The sequence below is a fragment of the Rudaea sp. genome (assembly GCF_036383415.1).
GTDB lineage: Bacteria > Pseudomonadota > Gammaproteobacteria > Xanthomonadales > Rhodanobacteraceae > Rudaea.
Map to the genome: position 1 here is coordinate 1 of NZ_DASVOK010000414.1, position 14312 is coordinate 14312.

The 14312-nt window shown below is 63.3% G+C and carries 16 protein-coding genes; 10 read left to right on the forward strand and 6 right to left on the reverse strand.

The annotated features are described in order from the left end of the window. Positions 1-191 precede the first annotated feature (191 nt). On the reverse strand, positions 192-770 hold the full coding sequence (locus VF497_RS15040; RefSeq protein WP_330890158.1) for an ECF-type sigma factor: 579 nt from the start codon (positions 768-770) through the stop codon (positions 192-194). A gap of 118 nt (positions 771-888) precedes the next feature. Between VF497_RS15040 and VF497_RS15045 the strand changes: the two genes are divergently transcribed. Next, positions 889-1065 carry a 30S ribosomal protein THX gene (locus VF497_RS15045; RefSeq protein ID WP_330890160.1) on the forward strand — a complete coding sequence of 59 codons (177 nt, stop codon included), beginning with the start codon at positions 889-891 and terminating at the stop codon, positions 1063-1065. Positions 1066-1096: 31 nt separating this feature from the next. On the opposite strand, the gene hutI is transcribed toward VF497_RS15045, so the two are convergent. From hutI to VF497_RS15060, 3 genes are all read right to left on the reverse strand, one after another. Continuing rightward, entirely contained in the window at positions 1097-2371 is a 1275-nt protein-coding gene (hutI, locus tag VF497_RS15050; RefSeq protein ID WP_330890162.1) for an imidazolonepropionase, read from the reverse strand. A 72-nt stretch (positions 2372-2443) separates the two neighbouring features. Then, a complete protein-coding gene (locus VF497_RS15055; protein ID WP_330890164.1) occupies positions 2444-2641 on the reverse strand; it encodes a hypothetical protein in 198 nt (65 codons plus the stop codon). A gap of 24 nt (positions 2642-2665) precedes the next feature. Beyond that, on the reverse strand, positions 2666-4366 hold the full coding sequence (locus VF497_RS15060) for a winged helix-turn-helix domain-containing protein (protein ID WP_330890166.1): 1701 nt from the start codon (positions 4364-4366) through the stop codon (positions 2666-2668). A 106-nt stretch (positions 4367-4472) separates the two neighbouring features. Between VF497_RS15060 and VF497_RS15065 the strand changes: the two genes are divergently transcribed. The 9 genes from VF497_RS15065 to VF497_RS15105 all read left to right on the forward strand — a co-directional run bounded on the left by VF497_RS15065 (position 4473) and on the right by VF497_RS15105 (position 12857). Beyond that, on the forward strand, positions 4473-4778 hold the full coding sequence (locus tag VF497_RS15065) for a hypothetical protein (protein WP_330890168.1): 306 nt from the start codon (positions 4473-4475) through the stop codon (positions 4776-4778). Between the two features lie 28 nt (positions 4779-4806). Next, positions 4807-4989 carry a hypothetical protein gene (locus tag VF497_RS15070; RefSeq protein ID WP_330890170.1) on the forward strand — a complete coding sequence of 61 codons (183 nt, stop codon included), beginning with the start codon at positions 4807-4809 and terminating at the stop codon, positions 4987-4989. 66 nt (positions 4990-5055) lie between these two features. Further along, on the forward strand, positions 5056-5373 hold the full coding sequence (locus VF497_RS15075; protein ID WP_330890172.1) for a hypothetical protein: 318 nt from the start codon (positions 5056-5058) through the stop codon (positions 5371-5373). A gap of 65 nt (positions 5374-5438) precedes the next feature. Further along, positions 5439-7436, forward strand: a complete 1998-nt coding sequence (locus VF497_RS15080) for a tail fiber domain-containing protein (protein ID WP_330890174.1) — start codon at positions 5439-5441, stop codon at positions 7434-7436. Continuing rightward, positions 7433-8221: a hypothetical protein gene (locus VF497_RS15085; protein ID WP_330890176.1), complete on the forward strand. Its 789-nt coding sequence runs from the start codon at positions 7433-7435 to the stop codon at positions 8219-8221. Before VF497_RS15080 ends, VF497_RS15085 begins: the two co-directional genes overlap by 4 nt. 4 nt (positions 8222-8225) lie before the next feature. Then, positions 8226-8948: a hypothetical protein gene (locus VF497_RS15090; protein ID WP_330890178.1), complete on the forward strand. Its 723-nt coding sequence runs from the start codon at positions 8226-8228 to the stop codon at positions 8946-8948. 44 nt (positions 8949-8992) lie between these two features. Further along, positions 8993-10678, forward strand: a complete 1686-nt coding sequence (locus VF497_RS15095) for a serine hydrolase domain-containing protein (protein WP_330890179.1) — start codon at positions 8993-8995, stop codon at positions 10676-10678. A 67-nt stretch (positions 10679-10745) separates the two neighbouring features. Beyond that, positions 10746-12125 (forward strand): formimidoylglutamate deiminase, encoded by a 1380-nt coding sequence (locus VF497_RS15100; protein ID WP_330890181.1) that lies wholly within the window; start codon positions 10746-10748, stop codon positions 12123-12125. Between the two features lie 147 nt (positions 12126-12272). After that, positions 12273-12857 (forward strand): hypothetical protein, encoded by a 585-nt coding sequence (locus VF497_RS15105; RefSeq protein ID WP_330890183.1) that lies wholly within the window; start codon positions 12273-12275, stop codon positions 12855-12857. Between the two features lie 30 nt (positions 12858-12887). On the opposite strand, the gene VF497_RS15110 is transcribed toward VF497_RS15105, so the two are convergent. Both VF497_RS15110 and VF497_RS15115 read right to left on the reverse strand, forming a co-directional pair. After that, positions 12888-13718 (reverse strand): sterol desaturase family protein, encoded by an 831-nt coding sequence (locus VF497_RS15110; RefSeq protein ID WP_330890186.1) that lies wholly within the window; start codon positions 13716-13718, stop codon positions 12888-12890. 70 nt (positions 13719-13788) lie between these two features. Continuing rightward, positions 13789-14312 (reverse strand): MFS transporter (locus VF497_RS15115; RefSeq protein ID WP_330890188.1); only part of this gene is annotated, 524 nt, incomplete at its 5' end.

Sequence of the window (14312 nt, forward strand, 5' to 3'; positions counted from 1 at the left end):
AAGCGGCGCAACGCATCCGCTGTGGCGGCGTCGCCGGCGGCCAGCCGCTCGAGCCACGTCGCGCGGGCGCCGATGTCCAGATCGAGCGCCTCGTCGAGCAGCGCAGACAGGCACTTCCAGCGGTCGGATTCGAACTTCGCCATCGGTGCGCCTGGTGGTTGTCTTCAAGGCAGACGGAATTTCTCGGTGTACTACGACACGGCCGGATCGTCCGGCTGCATCAGCTCGGCAAGCAGCGCGCGCGCCTTGACCAGGTCGCGGTTGACCGTGCGCGCCGACACCTCGCGCAAGCACGCTATTTCGTCGATGTTCATGCCGGCAAAGACGTTCATCTCGAGCAGCTCGTTGAGCCCTGGATCGATCTCGTGCATCTGCGCGAGCGCGCGGTCGAGGTCGGCGAGGTCGACGCGGTTTTGCACGGAAACGCCGTCCTCGCCGTCGGCCTGCGACAGGGTCACCAGCATCGCGCCGCCGCCACGCTTCTGCGCCTGTTTCGCGCGCAGGTGGTCGATCACGGTGGTACGCAGCACGCGGCCGACGTAGGCGAAGAACTGGCCGCGCGTCGAACCGCGCAAGCCCTCGCTGTCGGCCATGCGCAGGAAGCCTTCGTGGACGAGCGCGGTTGCGTCGAGCCCGGTCACGCCGCCCGCTTCGACCAGGCGCGCGCGCGCAATGCGCTTGATTTCCGGATAGAGACGACCGAACAGCTCGTTCGCCGCGAGATTGTCCCCGCTGCTCACACGGACCAGCAGTTCAGTGATGCTCAGCATTCGTTGCGCTTCTCCACTCTGCCTCCGTTCGCAAGCTTAGCATGGCCGCGAATTCCCTCGCGGCGCCCGCGCTGCTAAGCTACGTCACCTTTTTTCATATTCATTACAGGAGACAACGATGGGCAGAGGCGACCGCAAGACCAAGAAGGGCAAGATCGCGATCCGCAGCTACGGCAAGGCGCGTCCGCACGTGGCGAAGAAGGCCGCGGGCACGAAGACGGCTGCCGCCAAGCCGGCAGCTAAGAAAGCCGCGCCGGCGAAGAAGGCCGCTGCAGCGAAGAAGCCTGCAGCCTGATCGGCGCATTCATGCCGCCACAAACCCCGCTTCAGGCGGGGTTTTGTTTGTTCCGCAATTGTGCGTCGTGCGCTACGCCGCCGGTGACGCGGCGCCCCGCGACGAAGACCTGCTGCGCGAGCGCGCCGCCGATCCAGTAGCACAGCTCGGCCGGATGGCCGGCATCCCAGATGACGAAATCCGCGCGCTGCCCGGGCGCGAGCGTGCCGCGGTCGCTCAATCCCAGCGCGCGCGCTGCGTGCACGGTAGCGCCGCGCAGGGTCTCCTCGGGCGTCATGCGGAACAGCGTGCAGGCCATGTTCATCGCGTGGCGCAACGAGAGCAGCGGCGAAGTGCCCGGATTGAGGTCGCTGGCGACGGCGAGCGCGACGCCGTGGCGGCGGAACGTCTCGATCGGCGGCAGTGTACTTTCGCGCAAAGTATAAAACGCACCGGGCAGCATCACGGCAACGCTGCCAGCCGCGGCCATCGCGGCGATGCCGGCTTCGTTCGTGTATTCGAGATGATCGGCCGAGAGCGCGCCGAACTCTGCGGCGAGTGCCGCCGCTCCTTGGTCTGACAACTGATCGGCATGCAGCTTCACCGGCAGGCCGTGTGCGCGCGCGGTCTCGAACACGCGCCGCGTTTCCGACGGCGTGAACGCGATGTTCTCGCAGAATGCGTCGATCGCGTCGGCGAGGCCCGTCTGCGCGATCTGCGGCAGCATGTGGATGCAGACTTCGTCGACATAGTCGGATTGGCGCCCGGCAAACTCCGGCGGCACGGCGTGCGCACCGAGGAATGTGGTGCGCACGGTGATGCCGAGTTCGTCGCCGATGCGGCGCGCGACGCGCAGCATCTTCGTCTCGCTGTCGAGATCAAGGCCGTAGCCGGATTTGATTTCGAGCGTGGTCACGCCGTCGGCGAGCAGCGCACGCGCACGGGGTAGGGACTGTGCGAGTAGTTCGTCCTCGCTCGCTGCGCGCGTCTTCGTCACGGTCGAGACGATGCCGCCGCCGGCCTTGGCAATGTCGGCATAGCTCGCTCCGTTGAGGCGCAGGTCGAATTCGGCGGCGCGATCGCCGGCGAAGACGAGATGGGTGTGGCAGTCGACCAGCCCCGGCGTGACTAGCGCGCCGCGTGCGGAGGCGACTTCGCGCGCGAGCGCGTTGGGCTTGCCGGGCAGGGCGGACATCGGCGCAGCGAACACGATGCGGCCGTCCTCCCACGCCAGCGCAGCAGCGTCAATCAGCCCAAACGCCGCGCCGTTGGCGGCCAGCGTCGCGAGGCGACAGTCGAGCAGCAGGTCATCCCAGCGTGTCGTCATGGCGGACTCCCGGTGCTGTCGAACGGGATCGCCCCGTCCTGGCGGAATGTTGCTTGTCGGCGAATCATTGCTTCAGTCACAGCGTGCACCATCGCCTTCGGCCTTGCATTGGGCCGGAAAACCGTGGCTGCTCCAATAGTCGAGGATATGGTGGCGCTGCAGGAATTCCTGAAATGCCACGCTGCTGCGCACATGGGCCAGTTCGGGAACCCACAGCATCAGCGGCTGAGGCGAAACTTGGCGTACCCACAAGGCTTCGATCTTGCGCATCGAGGTTTCGCGATCGGCGTCGGGTTATACCACGCTGGCAAGGCTTACCGCGACACGCGATTGCACATCGGGCCAGCGCAGCGGATCGAGCAGTGCCTCGGAGGCTGCGACGTAGGAATCGGTGAACTTGTCCTGTGCCGGCATGCGCGCCGCAAGGTCGCGCGCCGCGGCGAAATCGCGACGCCAGACGGCGTTGAACCACTGCCGGTTGAGGTTCAACTCGCTGGGGGCCATTTCGAGCAGGGGGCGCGCTTCCTCGTGTCGGCCTTTCACGTCGGTCAACCAGCCGCGCAGCGTGATCGATTCGAAATTGAGCGGATCCGCATTCCAGGCAATGTCAATCTGCTGCAACCCCTCGTCGATGTAGCCGATACCGGCCAGCCGCGCAGCATAGGCCGCGCGCATGGCCGAGCCGCTTGGGTCGAGCTTCAGTACCAGACGGTATTCATCAAGACAGCGCGGCCAGTCCTCGGCAAGCGACGCCAATACTGCGAGTGCGGCGTGCGCTTCGATCTGATTCGGGTCGAGTTTTAGCGCGAGCGCGGCTTCTTTCGCCGCCTCGGCGCGTTCGTCTGCGCTGATCTCCACCGGCCGCAAAGCTGGGACCAGCGCGCTTGCGAGCAGACCATGCGCGCGCGCATAGCCTGGCGCGTGCGTGACCAGCGCCTGCGCTCGTTCGACGAATTCCTTGCGCGCAGTGAAATATTTCACATCTCCCATTCGATGGCGCAGCTCGAGATACTCCTGAAACCACTGTGGATCCACGTCCGCCTCTACCGCCGCGTTCGCGGCACCCAGTTTCAAGGTCAGCACCTGCGCGACCGACTGCGCGATTTCGCGCTGGATCGCGAACACATCGGCGAGCTTGCGATCGAACTCCTGTGACCACAGCGTGCGTCCGCCGGGAATTTCGACGAGGCGCAGGTCGATGCGCAGCTGATCGCCGGATTGACGCAGGCTGCCTTCGAGCGCATGGGTAACGTGCAACCGTTCGCCCAGTTGCGCGAGGTCGAATTTGTCTTGCTGCGCACGCGCCGCCGAAGTGCGCGAGATCAGACGCAGGCCTTCGATATGCGCAAGGCGCGTGATCAATTCCTCGCTCAGGCCCTCGGCGAGTGCGTTTTCGCTCGTCGCCTCATCGAGTGTTCGCAGCGGCAGCACCACCAGCGTCGGCGCAGCGACGGCGGACGGCGTTCGCGCATGCATTATCCACCCGGCCGTAATGGCGAAAACCAGCGCAACGGCGGCGCCGATGACGGCAAGCCTGGCACCGCCGGATTTTTCTTCCGTTGCCCGCGGCTGTGACGCCGCTTCGCCGAATCTACGGGGATTTTTTTCTTCCGGTGCTGGACTAGATTCAGGCAAGCCAACGGATTTCATCGATGTGTCGTTCTCATCGATCCGCACATCCGCGACGAAACGGAAGCCGCGCCCCGGTTCGGTGACGATATAGCGATGTCCGCCGGCACCGGTGCCGAGCACGCGGCGCAGAACCGAGATGTTCTGGTTGAGATTGTTTTCCTCGACGACGCGACCGGGCCAAACGGCGGTCATCAATTCATCCTTGCCGACAGTCTTCCCGGCGTGTTGCACCAGTTGCAGCAGGGTATCGAACACCTTCGGCGTCAGCGCGATCACCTCGCCGTCGCGCCGAAGCAACTGTCGCGTCAGCGCGTCGACGCAGAAGTCGTCGAACGCATAGCGGCGCGGCTCCGGCTCGCTCATACCCGTCCTTCAGGAATTTTCAGACTCTTTCACGTCGATTCTAAGGACTTTCACGACCGGGCGGTACGAGTCTTGCGCCGCAGCCACCCACTTGAAAGGAACCGCCATGAAGTCGTCACTATTGAAAATCGCAATGATCGCGGCCCTGGCCGGTATGCCTGTTTGCCTGTTCGCGCAAACCGGAGCCGAGCCGGCTTCCGCAGACGCCGCGGCATCGCTGTTTCACAGTTCGCGACCCTACGCGATCGAGGGCGTTTGGGACGAAAACGTCACGCTGACCAACTGCGATACCGGCGCAACGCTCGCAAGCTTCCGCGCGCTCGACATGTTCATTCACGGCGGCGCGCTGACCGACACCAATTCCGCTCCCCCCCCCCGTGCGCGGCCCCGGCTTCGGCGCCTGGTGGCATGAGCACAGTGGCCGATTTTTCGGCGCCAGCATGCGCATCTTCTTCTACAACCCGGACGGCACCTTCGGCAGCGTGCGCACGATCTCGCGTCAGATCGAAATTGGCAGCGATCCCGACACCTTCGCCGGCACGATCACGTTTCAGGTGGCCGCTCCCGATGGCCACGTATTGATGAAGGGCTGCGGCACCGAAACCGCGACGCGTATCGACTGAATCCACGCCTCGACATGTCGACAGGCAAGCCGATTGCTCAATTGTCATTCAACTCCGGAGACTCCCATGAACAAACTGTACTTCAGCTTCGCGTTGCTCAATTTCGTCATGGCAGGCGCGCACGCCGGCCAACCCGCCGCATCGCTGAACCCGATCGCCGTGCGCGACGGCGGACGCCTCGTCATCGATTGCCATGATCAACGAGTTCCGAGCCTACATGCCGTCGGCGAGGTGCTCGAAACCAACAACGGATCGCACATTTATGCCGAGCGCGAGCGCTTGATCCACACCGCGCATCGCGAGTGCATGCGCGGCGCGGACCATGTCGTGTTCGTGCGCGAACGGTACGCGCAGGGTTCGGCGCTGGCAATGCAGGGAGAGTGAGTCAGCGCTGTAACAACCGAACAGCAGGTCATCCCATTCCCTTCTCCCATTCAAGCGAGGCTTTCATGCAAAGCAAAACTCATCGTATTGCATTGACAACGTTGATCGCATTGAGCGCAGTTGTCGGCCATGCTGCCGATGTTGTGGTGCAGCCCGCCAGCGGTAGCGGCTTCGTGATCAAGGATGCGAACGGCGCCAACGAACGCTTGCGAGTGCAGGACAACGGCCAGATCAGCCTGCCTGGTGTGGTCGCCGCGGGCACACAGACGCAGGCATTGTGCATCGGTGCGGCGGGATTGTTGGGGCCGTGCGGCGGCGGTGGTGGAGGCAGCTACGCCGCCGGTGCAGGACTTGTCTTGGCCGGCGCCACATTTTCGGTCGCGCCGCGCTTTCAATTGCCGCAGACCTGCGCGGCGAATCAGATGGCGCAGTGGAGCGGCTCGGCGTGGGCTTGCGGCACGGCCGGAAGCGGCGGTGTGCCAGGCAGTGGCGCCCTTAACTATGTCGCCAAATGGACGCCCGATGGAGCAAGTCTGGGCAAGTCGGTGGTGTTCGACGACGGTACCAACGCGGGTATCGGTACAACGTTACCAGCCAACAAATTGCAGATTGGCAACTTGGGTGGCAGTGGATACAACGGAAATCACATCGCGTTTGGTGACACGCAAGGTGCCGGCCTGTATCAGGGCGATACCTTTCTGCAATTCGGATCGACCACGAACATGCGGATTCTGCCGAAAAATGGAACGGGCGCGGTCGGTATCAATACGTCCGGACTACCTGTGAATAAACTGCAAATAGGTAATCTGGGAAGCAGCAATTACCACGACAGCCATATCGCGTACGGCGATGCACAAGCTTCGTCTCTGTATCAAGGCGATACCTTTACACAATGGTATTCGACCACGGATATGCGGATCGAGCCAAAAAACGGGTCGGGCCACGTCGGCATCAATACGTCCGGTGTGCCGGTAAATGCATTGCAGATAGGAAATCTAGGCAGCAGCGCGTTTAGCGGTTATCACATCGCCTTCGGCGATAGCCAAGCCGCAGGCCTGGAACAAACCAACGCGTACATGCAATTCGCATCGACTACGGATATATCGTTGTTTCCGCAGGGCGGAAACGGCCATGTGGGCATCAATACCAACACGCCGCGTGCGCCGCTCGATGTGGAGGGCTCTAGCACAATAAACGGTAGTCAATTGCCGGATGCTGGGTACTACGCCTATTTTGCTCTTGGCCATAGTTCGTCGTTTAGTGAAATATCTGCATCCGGCATCTGCCGAAATTGCGATGCTCCCGTTTCCATTTACGCTTCAGCTCGCGTGATGGCAGAGGAATTCGATGCCTTTTCCGACGCGCGCATCAAGGACATCAAGGGCGCCAGCTCATCCTCACATGATCTTGACACGCTAAATGCGATCGAGGTGGTCGACTACACGATGAAAGACAAAGCCAAGCATGGCAGCCGACCGTACAAAAAAGTCATAGCGCAGCAGGTGGAGGAGGTGTACCAACAGATCGTCTCCAGGCACGACGATTTCATTCCGAATGTGTATCAGTTGGGGAGCAGGGTTGAGAAGGCTGAACGCGGCTACAAGATCGGATTCGATCAACCGCATCACTTGAGCAAGAGCGCCAAACGTATTCGCATGCTCGCCGGCGAGACCGATGCAATGCAGGCCTATGGGATCGTGGCGATTCCTTCCGACACCGAAGTAGTCGTCGACGTGCCCGATCTGCATGCCGATCGCGTGTTCGTCTACGGCGAGGAGGTCGACGATTTCCGCACCGTCGACTACGAGGGCCTGACCACGCTGAACATTTCCGCGACGCAGGAATTGAGCAAGCGCCTTGCCGAACAACAGTCGAAGCTGACCGCGATGACGCTGGACAAGGATGCGCAGATCGGCGCTTTGCGCGAGGAGTTGGCGACGCAGAAAACCCGGGTCGCTGCGCTCGAATCGCTGGCCGGCGATCTTGTGCAGATGAAATCGCAACTCGCCACGCTACGCTTGCAGCCGGCTTCTGCCGCAGTGGCTGCAGTGGTGCAGCCATGAGCGCGCTGAGCAAGACAATTCTGCAGGTGATCGGGACCGCCGTCTTGCTGCTCGCCACTCCCGCCTTCGCCGCCGTGACCGTCGGTGCCGGCTCGTCGGTCAACTTTGCCGATGCCGTAATCGATCTGGGCTGCTCGGACCTGACCATTGCCGGGCAGGGAACGGGCACGTCTGCGACGCTGACGGGCATAATCGATCTGTTGCTGATCAGTGGAATGTTCGCGCCCGGCGCAAGCTCGGTTTCGCTCGGCGGAAATTTCTCCGACGCCGGTACGTTCACTGCCGGCAGCAGCCACATCAACGTCGTCGATGCCTGCGGCAGCGGTGTAAGCCAAGTGTCCGGAGCGACGAATTTCCACGATCTCAGCGTTGAAAGTGCCAACGGCAAGCAACTCGTTCTGCCGGCGAATGCGATTCAGGGTGTCGAGCACGCGCTAATCTTGCAGGGCGCCGCCGGAAGCCTGCTGCAAATCGTTAGCTCTGCATCTGGTCAGCACGCGCAATTTGCCGTGGCAAACGGTGCGACGCAGCTTGTCGCGTACGTTGACGCGCGCGATAACGCGGCCACGCAGGCGACGATCGCGCCGGGTCCGGCTTCAACATACCACTCGGTCGATGCCGGCAATCTCGTCAACTGGTTCGGCAACGCGACTGGCAATCCCGGCCCCGGCATCGCGCCTGTGCCGACGCCGGCACTGTCGCCACTCTGGCTGGCCCTGCTGGGATTGCTACTAAGCGGCTCGAGTTTGTTGTTGTTCGTGGAGCGGCCTGCGGTGCCGCGATAAGCTTGTGATCGCAGAAAGCAAGCGAGAATCTGGGTGCGTGCCCAATGCGTACACCGCATCGCTTTGGGGGAGCCTAAATGAGGCGCGATTTCCGTCGTTATGCCCGAACTGTGGCAGCGTCGCGACCAAGACGCTTGTTCTTTCGAAAGTTTTCTGGCGTTCGTCGGGCGACGACCGTAGCCAGGTCGTGATTTCCGTTTCCGTGCCATTTTGCGACGAGTGCACCGCTCGTCATCGCGCCGAGGCACAACTGCCTAGCCTTCGATCCAATCTGTTGTCGAGTTTGAACGGCGAAATGATGGGGTCAGCGATGTTCGCCGTGGCAGCAATGTGGACCGGCTACCACGCTATTGACGAATTGCTCCACGGTCGAATGATGATCTTCATGCTGTTTGCGGTGCTCTGCACGGTTTTCGGCCTGATCGCGAACTTCCTGCGCAAGTCGGCGTGGCGCGAAACCGAAGGCGATCGAATCCAGCCGCAGACCGCGGTGACGCGAGCCTTCGACTACACTGACAACGATCCGCCGCCGTTCGAGTCGCCCCGATACGAATGCACGATGCGCAACGAGCGTTTTGCGGCGGCATTCAAGGCGCTCAATCATGAGATCGAGTTTGTGCCGGACAGTCCCGAAGCCCTAGCTGACCAGCGCGACGCCGATCGCCGGTTCTGGGGCGTCGGTGCCGTCATCGCCGTGATTGTCTTGTTGCTCTATCTGTTTCGCTGATCGAACCGCGCCGCTGTCGAATCCACTATGCCAGGGAGTTGCACATGCGCTTGTCGTTCATGATCGTTGCGTTGGTCGTTGCCATAGTGCTGTCGGCAAAGCTGCAAGCCGCTGTGCCCGCGTCGAAAGCCGACGTCGCGCGCTACGCCGGACAACTCCTTGCCGACAATTACGCCGAGGACGCACCCGGCGCGGCGGTGATCGTCGCGCGCGGCGATGAGGTTTTGTTTCGCGGCACGCGCGGCATGGGCAACATCGAACGCGCCATGTCGCTGAGCGCGGACGACATGTTCGACATCGGCTCGATCACCAAGCAGTTTGCCGCTGCAGGTTTGTTGAAACTGGTCGAGACCGGCAAGGTCTCGCTCGACGATCCGTTGTCGAAATTCGTCAAGGGTTATCCCAGCGGAGAAAAAATCACGGTGCTTGAACTGCTCAATCACACCTCGGGCATCAAGAACTATACCGACGATGGCGACCTGGACGCGGCGGTCGGCAACAAGATGACCACCTTGCAGTTGATCGATACGTTCAAGAATCAAAAACCCGAATTCGCGCCAGGCACGAGTTGGGCCTACAACAATTCCGGATATTTGCTGGTCGGCGCGGTGATCGAGGCCGCCAGTGGCACGCCGTGGTGCGCATATCTGCAGCGCACGCTGTTCCAGCCACTCGGCTTGAACCACACCGGCTGCGGCGCGGACCCGGTGATTGCTGCCAAGCAGGTGCGCGGCTACACCTTGATCGCAGGTAAGCTGACGCCAGCACGTTTGGTCAGTCTGACGGCAGCGAACGGCGCACTCGTATCGACGGTCGACGATTTGCAGAAGTGGAACCGTGCGCTGCACGAAGGGCGCGTACTCAAGCATGACAGCTATCGCCGCATGATCACCCCGGTCGGCAAGGCGGTGCCGGAGCAATACGGTTTCGGCGTCTACCATACGACCTTGCGCGGTCGCGAGATGATCGGCCACAGTGGTCTCATCTCGGGTTTTCGCTCATACCTGCTTTATCTTCCGCAAAGCAGGATCAGCGTCGCGGTGTTGCAAAACAAGGACGTGCTTGCCGGCGTCAGCCCGGCGGAAATCGCGCGCAAGCTGGCCGCGTTCGCGATAGGCGATGCCTATCCCGCGGTGGCTCCGATAGCGGTCGACACCGCGGTCTTGCACCAGGCGGAAGGCGTGTTCGGAACCGATCCACCAGGTTCCAGCTACGCGCGCGTGGTGAGTGCGCGAGTGCTGCGCGTGATCCGCGGCAAGCTCACCATCGCCCGCACCGGCGGCGTTCGCTCCGAACTGATTCCGATTGCGGCCGACACGTATCAGTCCAGCGACAGTCTGGATCGCCTGCATCTCGAACGCGGCGGGACCGGCGCCGTGACTGCACTGCGATTCTTCCCTTGGGGCGAGGATGAGGGCGTGTTGCTTGCGCGCATGGGCGCAACGCCGCCGCCCGCGCTCGTCGTGCTGTCGCACGCGGCACTCGAACGCGTCGTCGGCAATTATTCGGGTGGGGGTGCGGAATTTCGCGTGTCTGTCGAAGATGAGCAGTTGAAGGTAGATCCCGTCGGGCCATCCGAGCCCGGGGTGACGCTGCTGGCCGAATCACCGAACACCTTCACGGTAGCCGAAGTCGACGGCACCGTGGTGTTTGACCCGGCCGAAGGCACGCCACGCATCATGGTGCTGCATCAGGGCAGCGAGACGGTAGAGTTCAAACGCAAGCCATAGCCGTTGCAGCATTGCCTGGATCGCCGCAATTCATCTGCGGCTGGCATACTGCCGGTCATTGCAATCGATGGAAACGACTGTGGCGAATTATTTTGCGGATCATGTCTGGTTGCCGCACGGCTGGGCGAATCAAGTTGGCATCGGCATGAATGAACGCGGCGCGCTGTCCGCTGCGGACGTGCAAAGTGCACGCGGCGATGCACGGTACCTTGGCCGCTACGTGCTGCCCGGCATGCCAAACCTGCATTCGCATGCCTTCCAGCGCGCAATGGCAGGTTTGGCGGAACGGCAGACGAACCCGAGCGACAGCTTCTGGACCTGGCGCGAGATCATGTACGCCTTCGCCGGCCGCGTCGGCCCCGACGACCTGCGCGCGATCGCGGCACAGCTCTACGTCGAGATGCTCAAGGCCGGCTACAGCCACGTCTGCGAATTCCATTACCTGCACCACCAGCCCGATGGCAAGCCATATGCCGATCCGGCGGCGATGTCGCTCGCCCTGATCGAGGCCGCGCGCGAGGCCGGCATCGGCCTGACCCTGCTGCCGACGCTGTACATGACCGGCGGATTCGACGGCCGCGCGCTGTCCGAGCGCCAGCGCCGCTTCGGTTTCGACGTCGACGGCTACCTGGCACTTTTGCAGCAATTGGTAAAAATGGAAAATGCCGCATTGCGCATCGGCGTCGCCCTGCATTCGCTGCGTGCGGTGCCGGAGCGGGCGATGCGCACGGTGCTCGCCGCGGAAATCACGCGTGCGATGCCGGTCCACATCCACATCGCCGAACAGATCGGCGAGGTGCAGGACTGCCTCGCGCTGCGCAACGCGCGTCCGGTCGAATGGCTGCTCGACAACCTGCCGGTCGATGCACGCTGGTGTCTCGTCCACGCCACGCACATGACCGCGCAGGAAACGCAGCGCCTCGCGCAGTCGGGCGCGGTCGCCGGCCTGTGTCCGACGACCGAGGCCAATCTCGGCGACGGCCTGTTTCCGCTCAAGGCTTATATCAACGACAACGGCGCGTTCGGCATCGGCTCGGACAGCCACATCTCGGTGTCGCCGGTCGAGGAATTGCGCTGGCTCGAGTACGGCCAGCGCTTGGCGACGCGGCATCGCAATATCGCGGTGTCGGCGATGAGCCATAGCGTCGGCGAAACTTTGCATGCCGCAGCGCTGCGTGGCGGCGCGCAGGCGGCGGGTGTGGCCGCCGGCGTGATCGAGGCTGGTGCGCGTGCGGACCTGATTGTGCTCGACGAGAGTTCATCGCTGTTGGCGGGCCGCGACGAGGCCAGCCTGATCGACACCTTCCTGTTCGCCGGCAACGCCAACCTCGTGCGTCATGTCATGGCAAACGGCGAATGGGTGGTGCGCGACTTCCGCCATCGCGACGAGGAGCGCATCGCCGCGCGCTATCGCGACACTGTGACCCGGCTGGCCGGGATAAGCTGACTGGGTCGCCAGGATCTCGATTGCGTGAAGCAATCGACGCTTGGAATGTGCGCGGCTCGTGGCAGCCGCGCGGCGTTGCGAGTATCGTGGCGCCGCCGGCCTGCCGGCTTCTGTCTCGTGCCTTCCAGCCTCCCGGAGAAAGTCGTCATGTCGCAACACCTCCGCTTTCGCTGTCTGCTCGGCATTCTCGCTTTGCTCTTCCACGTCCCGCTGTACGCGGGCGCGATCGTGGCCACGGTCAACCTCAAGTCGCTCGACGACGCCTATGCGTTCGCTTCATCCGGTACACCGGTGACGCAGACGATCACGCTCACGTTCGATGCGAACGGCAGCCCCACCGGTTTCTACGCGCTGCTCAATTCGCTGGCAGTGCAGGGCGTCAACGCCGCCGATTTCGCGATCGTCCCAGGCGGCACCTGTGTGCCTTCGCCTTCGATGTACCTCGGCACGAGTCCGCCGTCCTCGTGCACGGTCATCGTGCGCTATACGCCGTCGTCGTCGGCCGCGGAGAACGCGCAGCTCGCGGTCAACTGCAGCACCATCGCGCTGATCGGTGGATTCACGCTGAATTGCGCAGCGTCGCAGGCGGGCAGCACCGGCACGATCTCGCTGCTCGGATCGACGCTTGCGGCGGCGGTCGGCGCACCCGCGCTGAGTCCGACGATATTGACCCTTCTAGCCACGCTGCTGATCGGCGCGGGCACCTATTTCGCCGCTCGCCGCAACGGCTGAGTCGTACTTTCCGTCCTGCCTGCGCCGTGCCTACAGCTGGCGCAGGCTGCGCGCACGCCACGGCGTCGCCAGCATGCCGAACGCGCTTTGCCAGCGCGGCGCATCGAGCGCGTGCAGGCCGAACTGCACCGGTTCGGCCGACGGCGCGGTCAACGTCGCGAACGCCCGGTCCCACCACGAGAGCACCACGCCGTAGTTCGAATTGGTGCGCGCGGGCTCAGGGGAATGGTGGTTCCAGTGCATGCGCGGCGTGATGACGAGCCAGGACAGCGCCGGATCGAGCCAGCGCGGCCAGCGGATCGCGGCGTGGTGCAGGTAGGCGAAGGCGAGGGTGAGAATCTCGTGCACGAGATATACCCAGGGCGGTACGCCGATCGCCGCGCAAGCGGCAATCTTCCACGACTGGGTGAACACGGCATGCAACGGATGCTGGCGCAGGTTGGTGGTCACATCGACCTGCGGATCGGAATGGTGCACGGCGTGCATGAGCCACAGCCAGCGAGCGTTGTGGCTCAGGCGATGGAAAAAGTAGTCGGCCGCGTCGAGCAGCAGGAAGGCGAGGACCGCGTGCAGCCAGCCCGGCAGCGGCAGCAGAGCGAGCACGCCGATGCCGCGCCACTGCATCCATTGCAGCAGCGCCCAGACCACGCTGCCGAACACGAACGAAATGACGACCACAACGATCAGCCAGAGCACGAGGTTGTGTGCGCCGTGGGCGAGTCGCGCGCGATTCCAGCGCGCGCCGGCGGCGGGCAGCAGCAGTTCCCCGGCCAGCGCGAGGACGAAGCCGAACAAAAGCACAAGATCGGCGATGTGACGCAGCTGCGACTGCAACAAGTAGCTGTCGGTCGGATCCGGCATGGAGGCGTGGGCGTTTCCGCGATGGCGCAAGCCTAGTGCGCGGGCAGGTGCGCGTGCAACGTCTCCGCCGTCATGCCGGTTGCAGCCGCGCCGCGCGACGGCGGATCAGCATGGCGAGAATCGCGGCGACGATGCACGCAGCGCCGGCAACCAGAAACGCCATGACGTATTGATTGGTCTGCACGCGGATCAGGCCCGCGCCGTAGGCCGCGGTCGCGGCACCGAGCTGGTGGCCGGCGCCGATCCAGCCGTAGACGAGTGGCGACAGCTGCGGGCCGAAACGGTCGGTGGTCAGGCGCACGGTCGGCGGCACGGTGGCGATCCAGTCGAGGCCGTAGAACACGGTAAAGAGTCCCAGGCTGCCGATGCTGAAATCGGACCACGGCAGATATAGCAGCGACAATCCGCGCAGGCCGTAGTAGACGCACAGCAGCACCCGGCTGTCGTAGCGGTCGGACAGCCAGCCCGAGGCCGTGGTGCCAAGGATGTCGAAGATGCCCATGAGCATGAGCAGGCCCGCCGCGCGTGTTTCGGGAATGCCGTTGTCGGCGCAGAACGCGATCATGTGCGTGCCGATCAGGCCGTTGGTCGACA

Excerpts from the sequence above, each read along its gene's own strand:
- VF497_RS15065 (WP_330890168.1), top strand. The coding sequence starts at position 4,473 with ATGAAGTCGTCACTATTGAAAATCGCAATGATCGCGGCCCTGGCCGGT.
- VF497_RS15040 (WP_330890158.1), bottom strand. The coding sequence starts at position 770 with ATGCTGAGCATCACTGAACTGCTGGTCCGTGTGAGCAGCGGGGACAAT.
- hutI (WP_330890162.1), bottom strand. The coding sequence starts at position 2,371 with ATGACGACACGCTGGGATGACCTGCTGCTCGACTGTCGCCTCGCGACG.
- VF497_RS15060 (WP_330890166.1), bottom strand. The coding sequence starts at position 4,366 with ATGAGCGAGCCGGAGCCGCGCCGCTATGCGTTCGACGACTTCTGCGTC.
- VF497_RS15070 (WP_330890170.1), top strand. The coding sequence starts at position 4,807 with ATGCGCATCTTCTTCTACAACCCGGACGGCACCTTCGGCAGCGTGCGC.
- VF497_RS15095 (WP_330890179.1), top strand. The coding sequence starts at position 8,993 with ATGCGCTTGTCGTTCATGATCGTTGCGTTGGTCGTTGCCATAGTGCTG.
- VF497_RS15045 (WP_330890160.1), top strand. The coding sequence starts at position 889 with ATGGGCAGAGGCGACCGCAAGACCAAGAAGGGCAAGATCGCGATCCGC.
- VF497_RS15080 (WP_330890174.1), top strand. The coding sequence starts at position 5,439 with ATGCAAAGCAAAACTCATCGTATTGCATTGACAACGTTGATCGCATTG.
- VF497_RS15055 (WP_330890164.1), bottom strand. The coding sequence starts at position 2,641 with ATGCGCAAGATCGAAGCCTTGTGGGTACGCCAAGTTTCGCCTCAGCCG.
- VF497_RS15100 (WP_330890181.1), top strand. The coding sequence starts at position 10,746 with ATGGAAACGACTGTGGCGAATTATTTTGCGGATCATGTCTGGTTGCCG.
- VF497_RS15075 (WP_330890172.1), top strand. The coding sequence starts at position 5,056 with ATGAACAAACTGTACTTCAGCTTCGCGTTGCTCAATTTCGTCATGGCA.
- VF497_RS15085 (WP_330890176.1), top strand. The coding sequence starts at position 7,433 with ATGAGCGCGCTGAGCAAGACAATTCTGCAGGTGATCGGGACCGCCGTC.
- VF497_RS15110 (WP_330890186.1), bottom strand. The coding sequence starts at position 13,718 with ATGCCGGATCCGACCGACAGCTACTTGTTGCAGTCGCAGCTGCGTCAC.
- VF497_RS15105 (WP_330890183.1), top strand. The coding sequence starts at position 12,273 with ATGTCGCAACACCTCCGCTTTCGCTGTCTGCTCGGCATTCTCGCTTTG.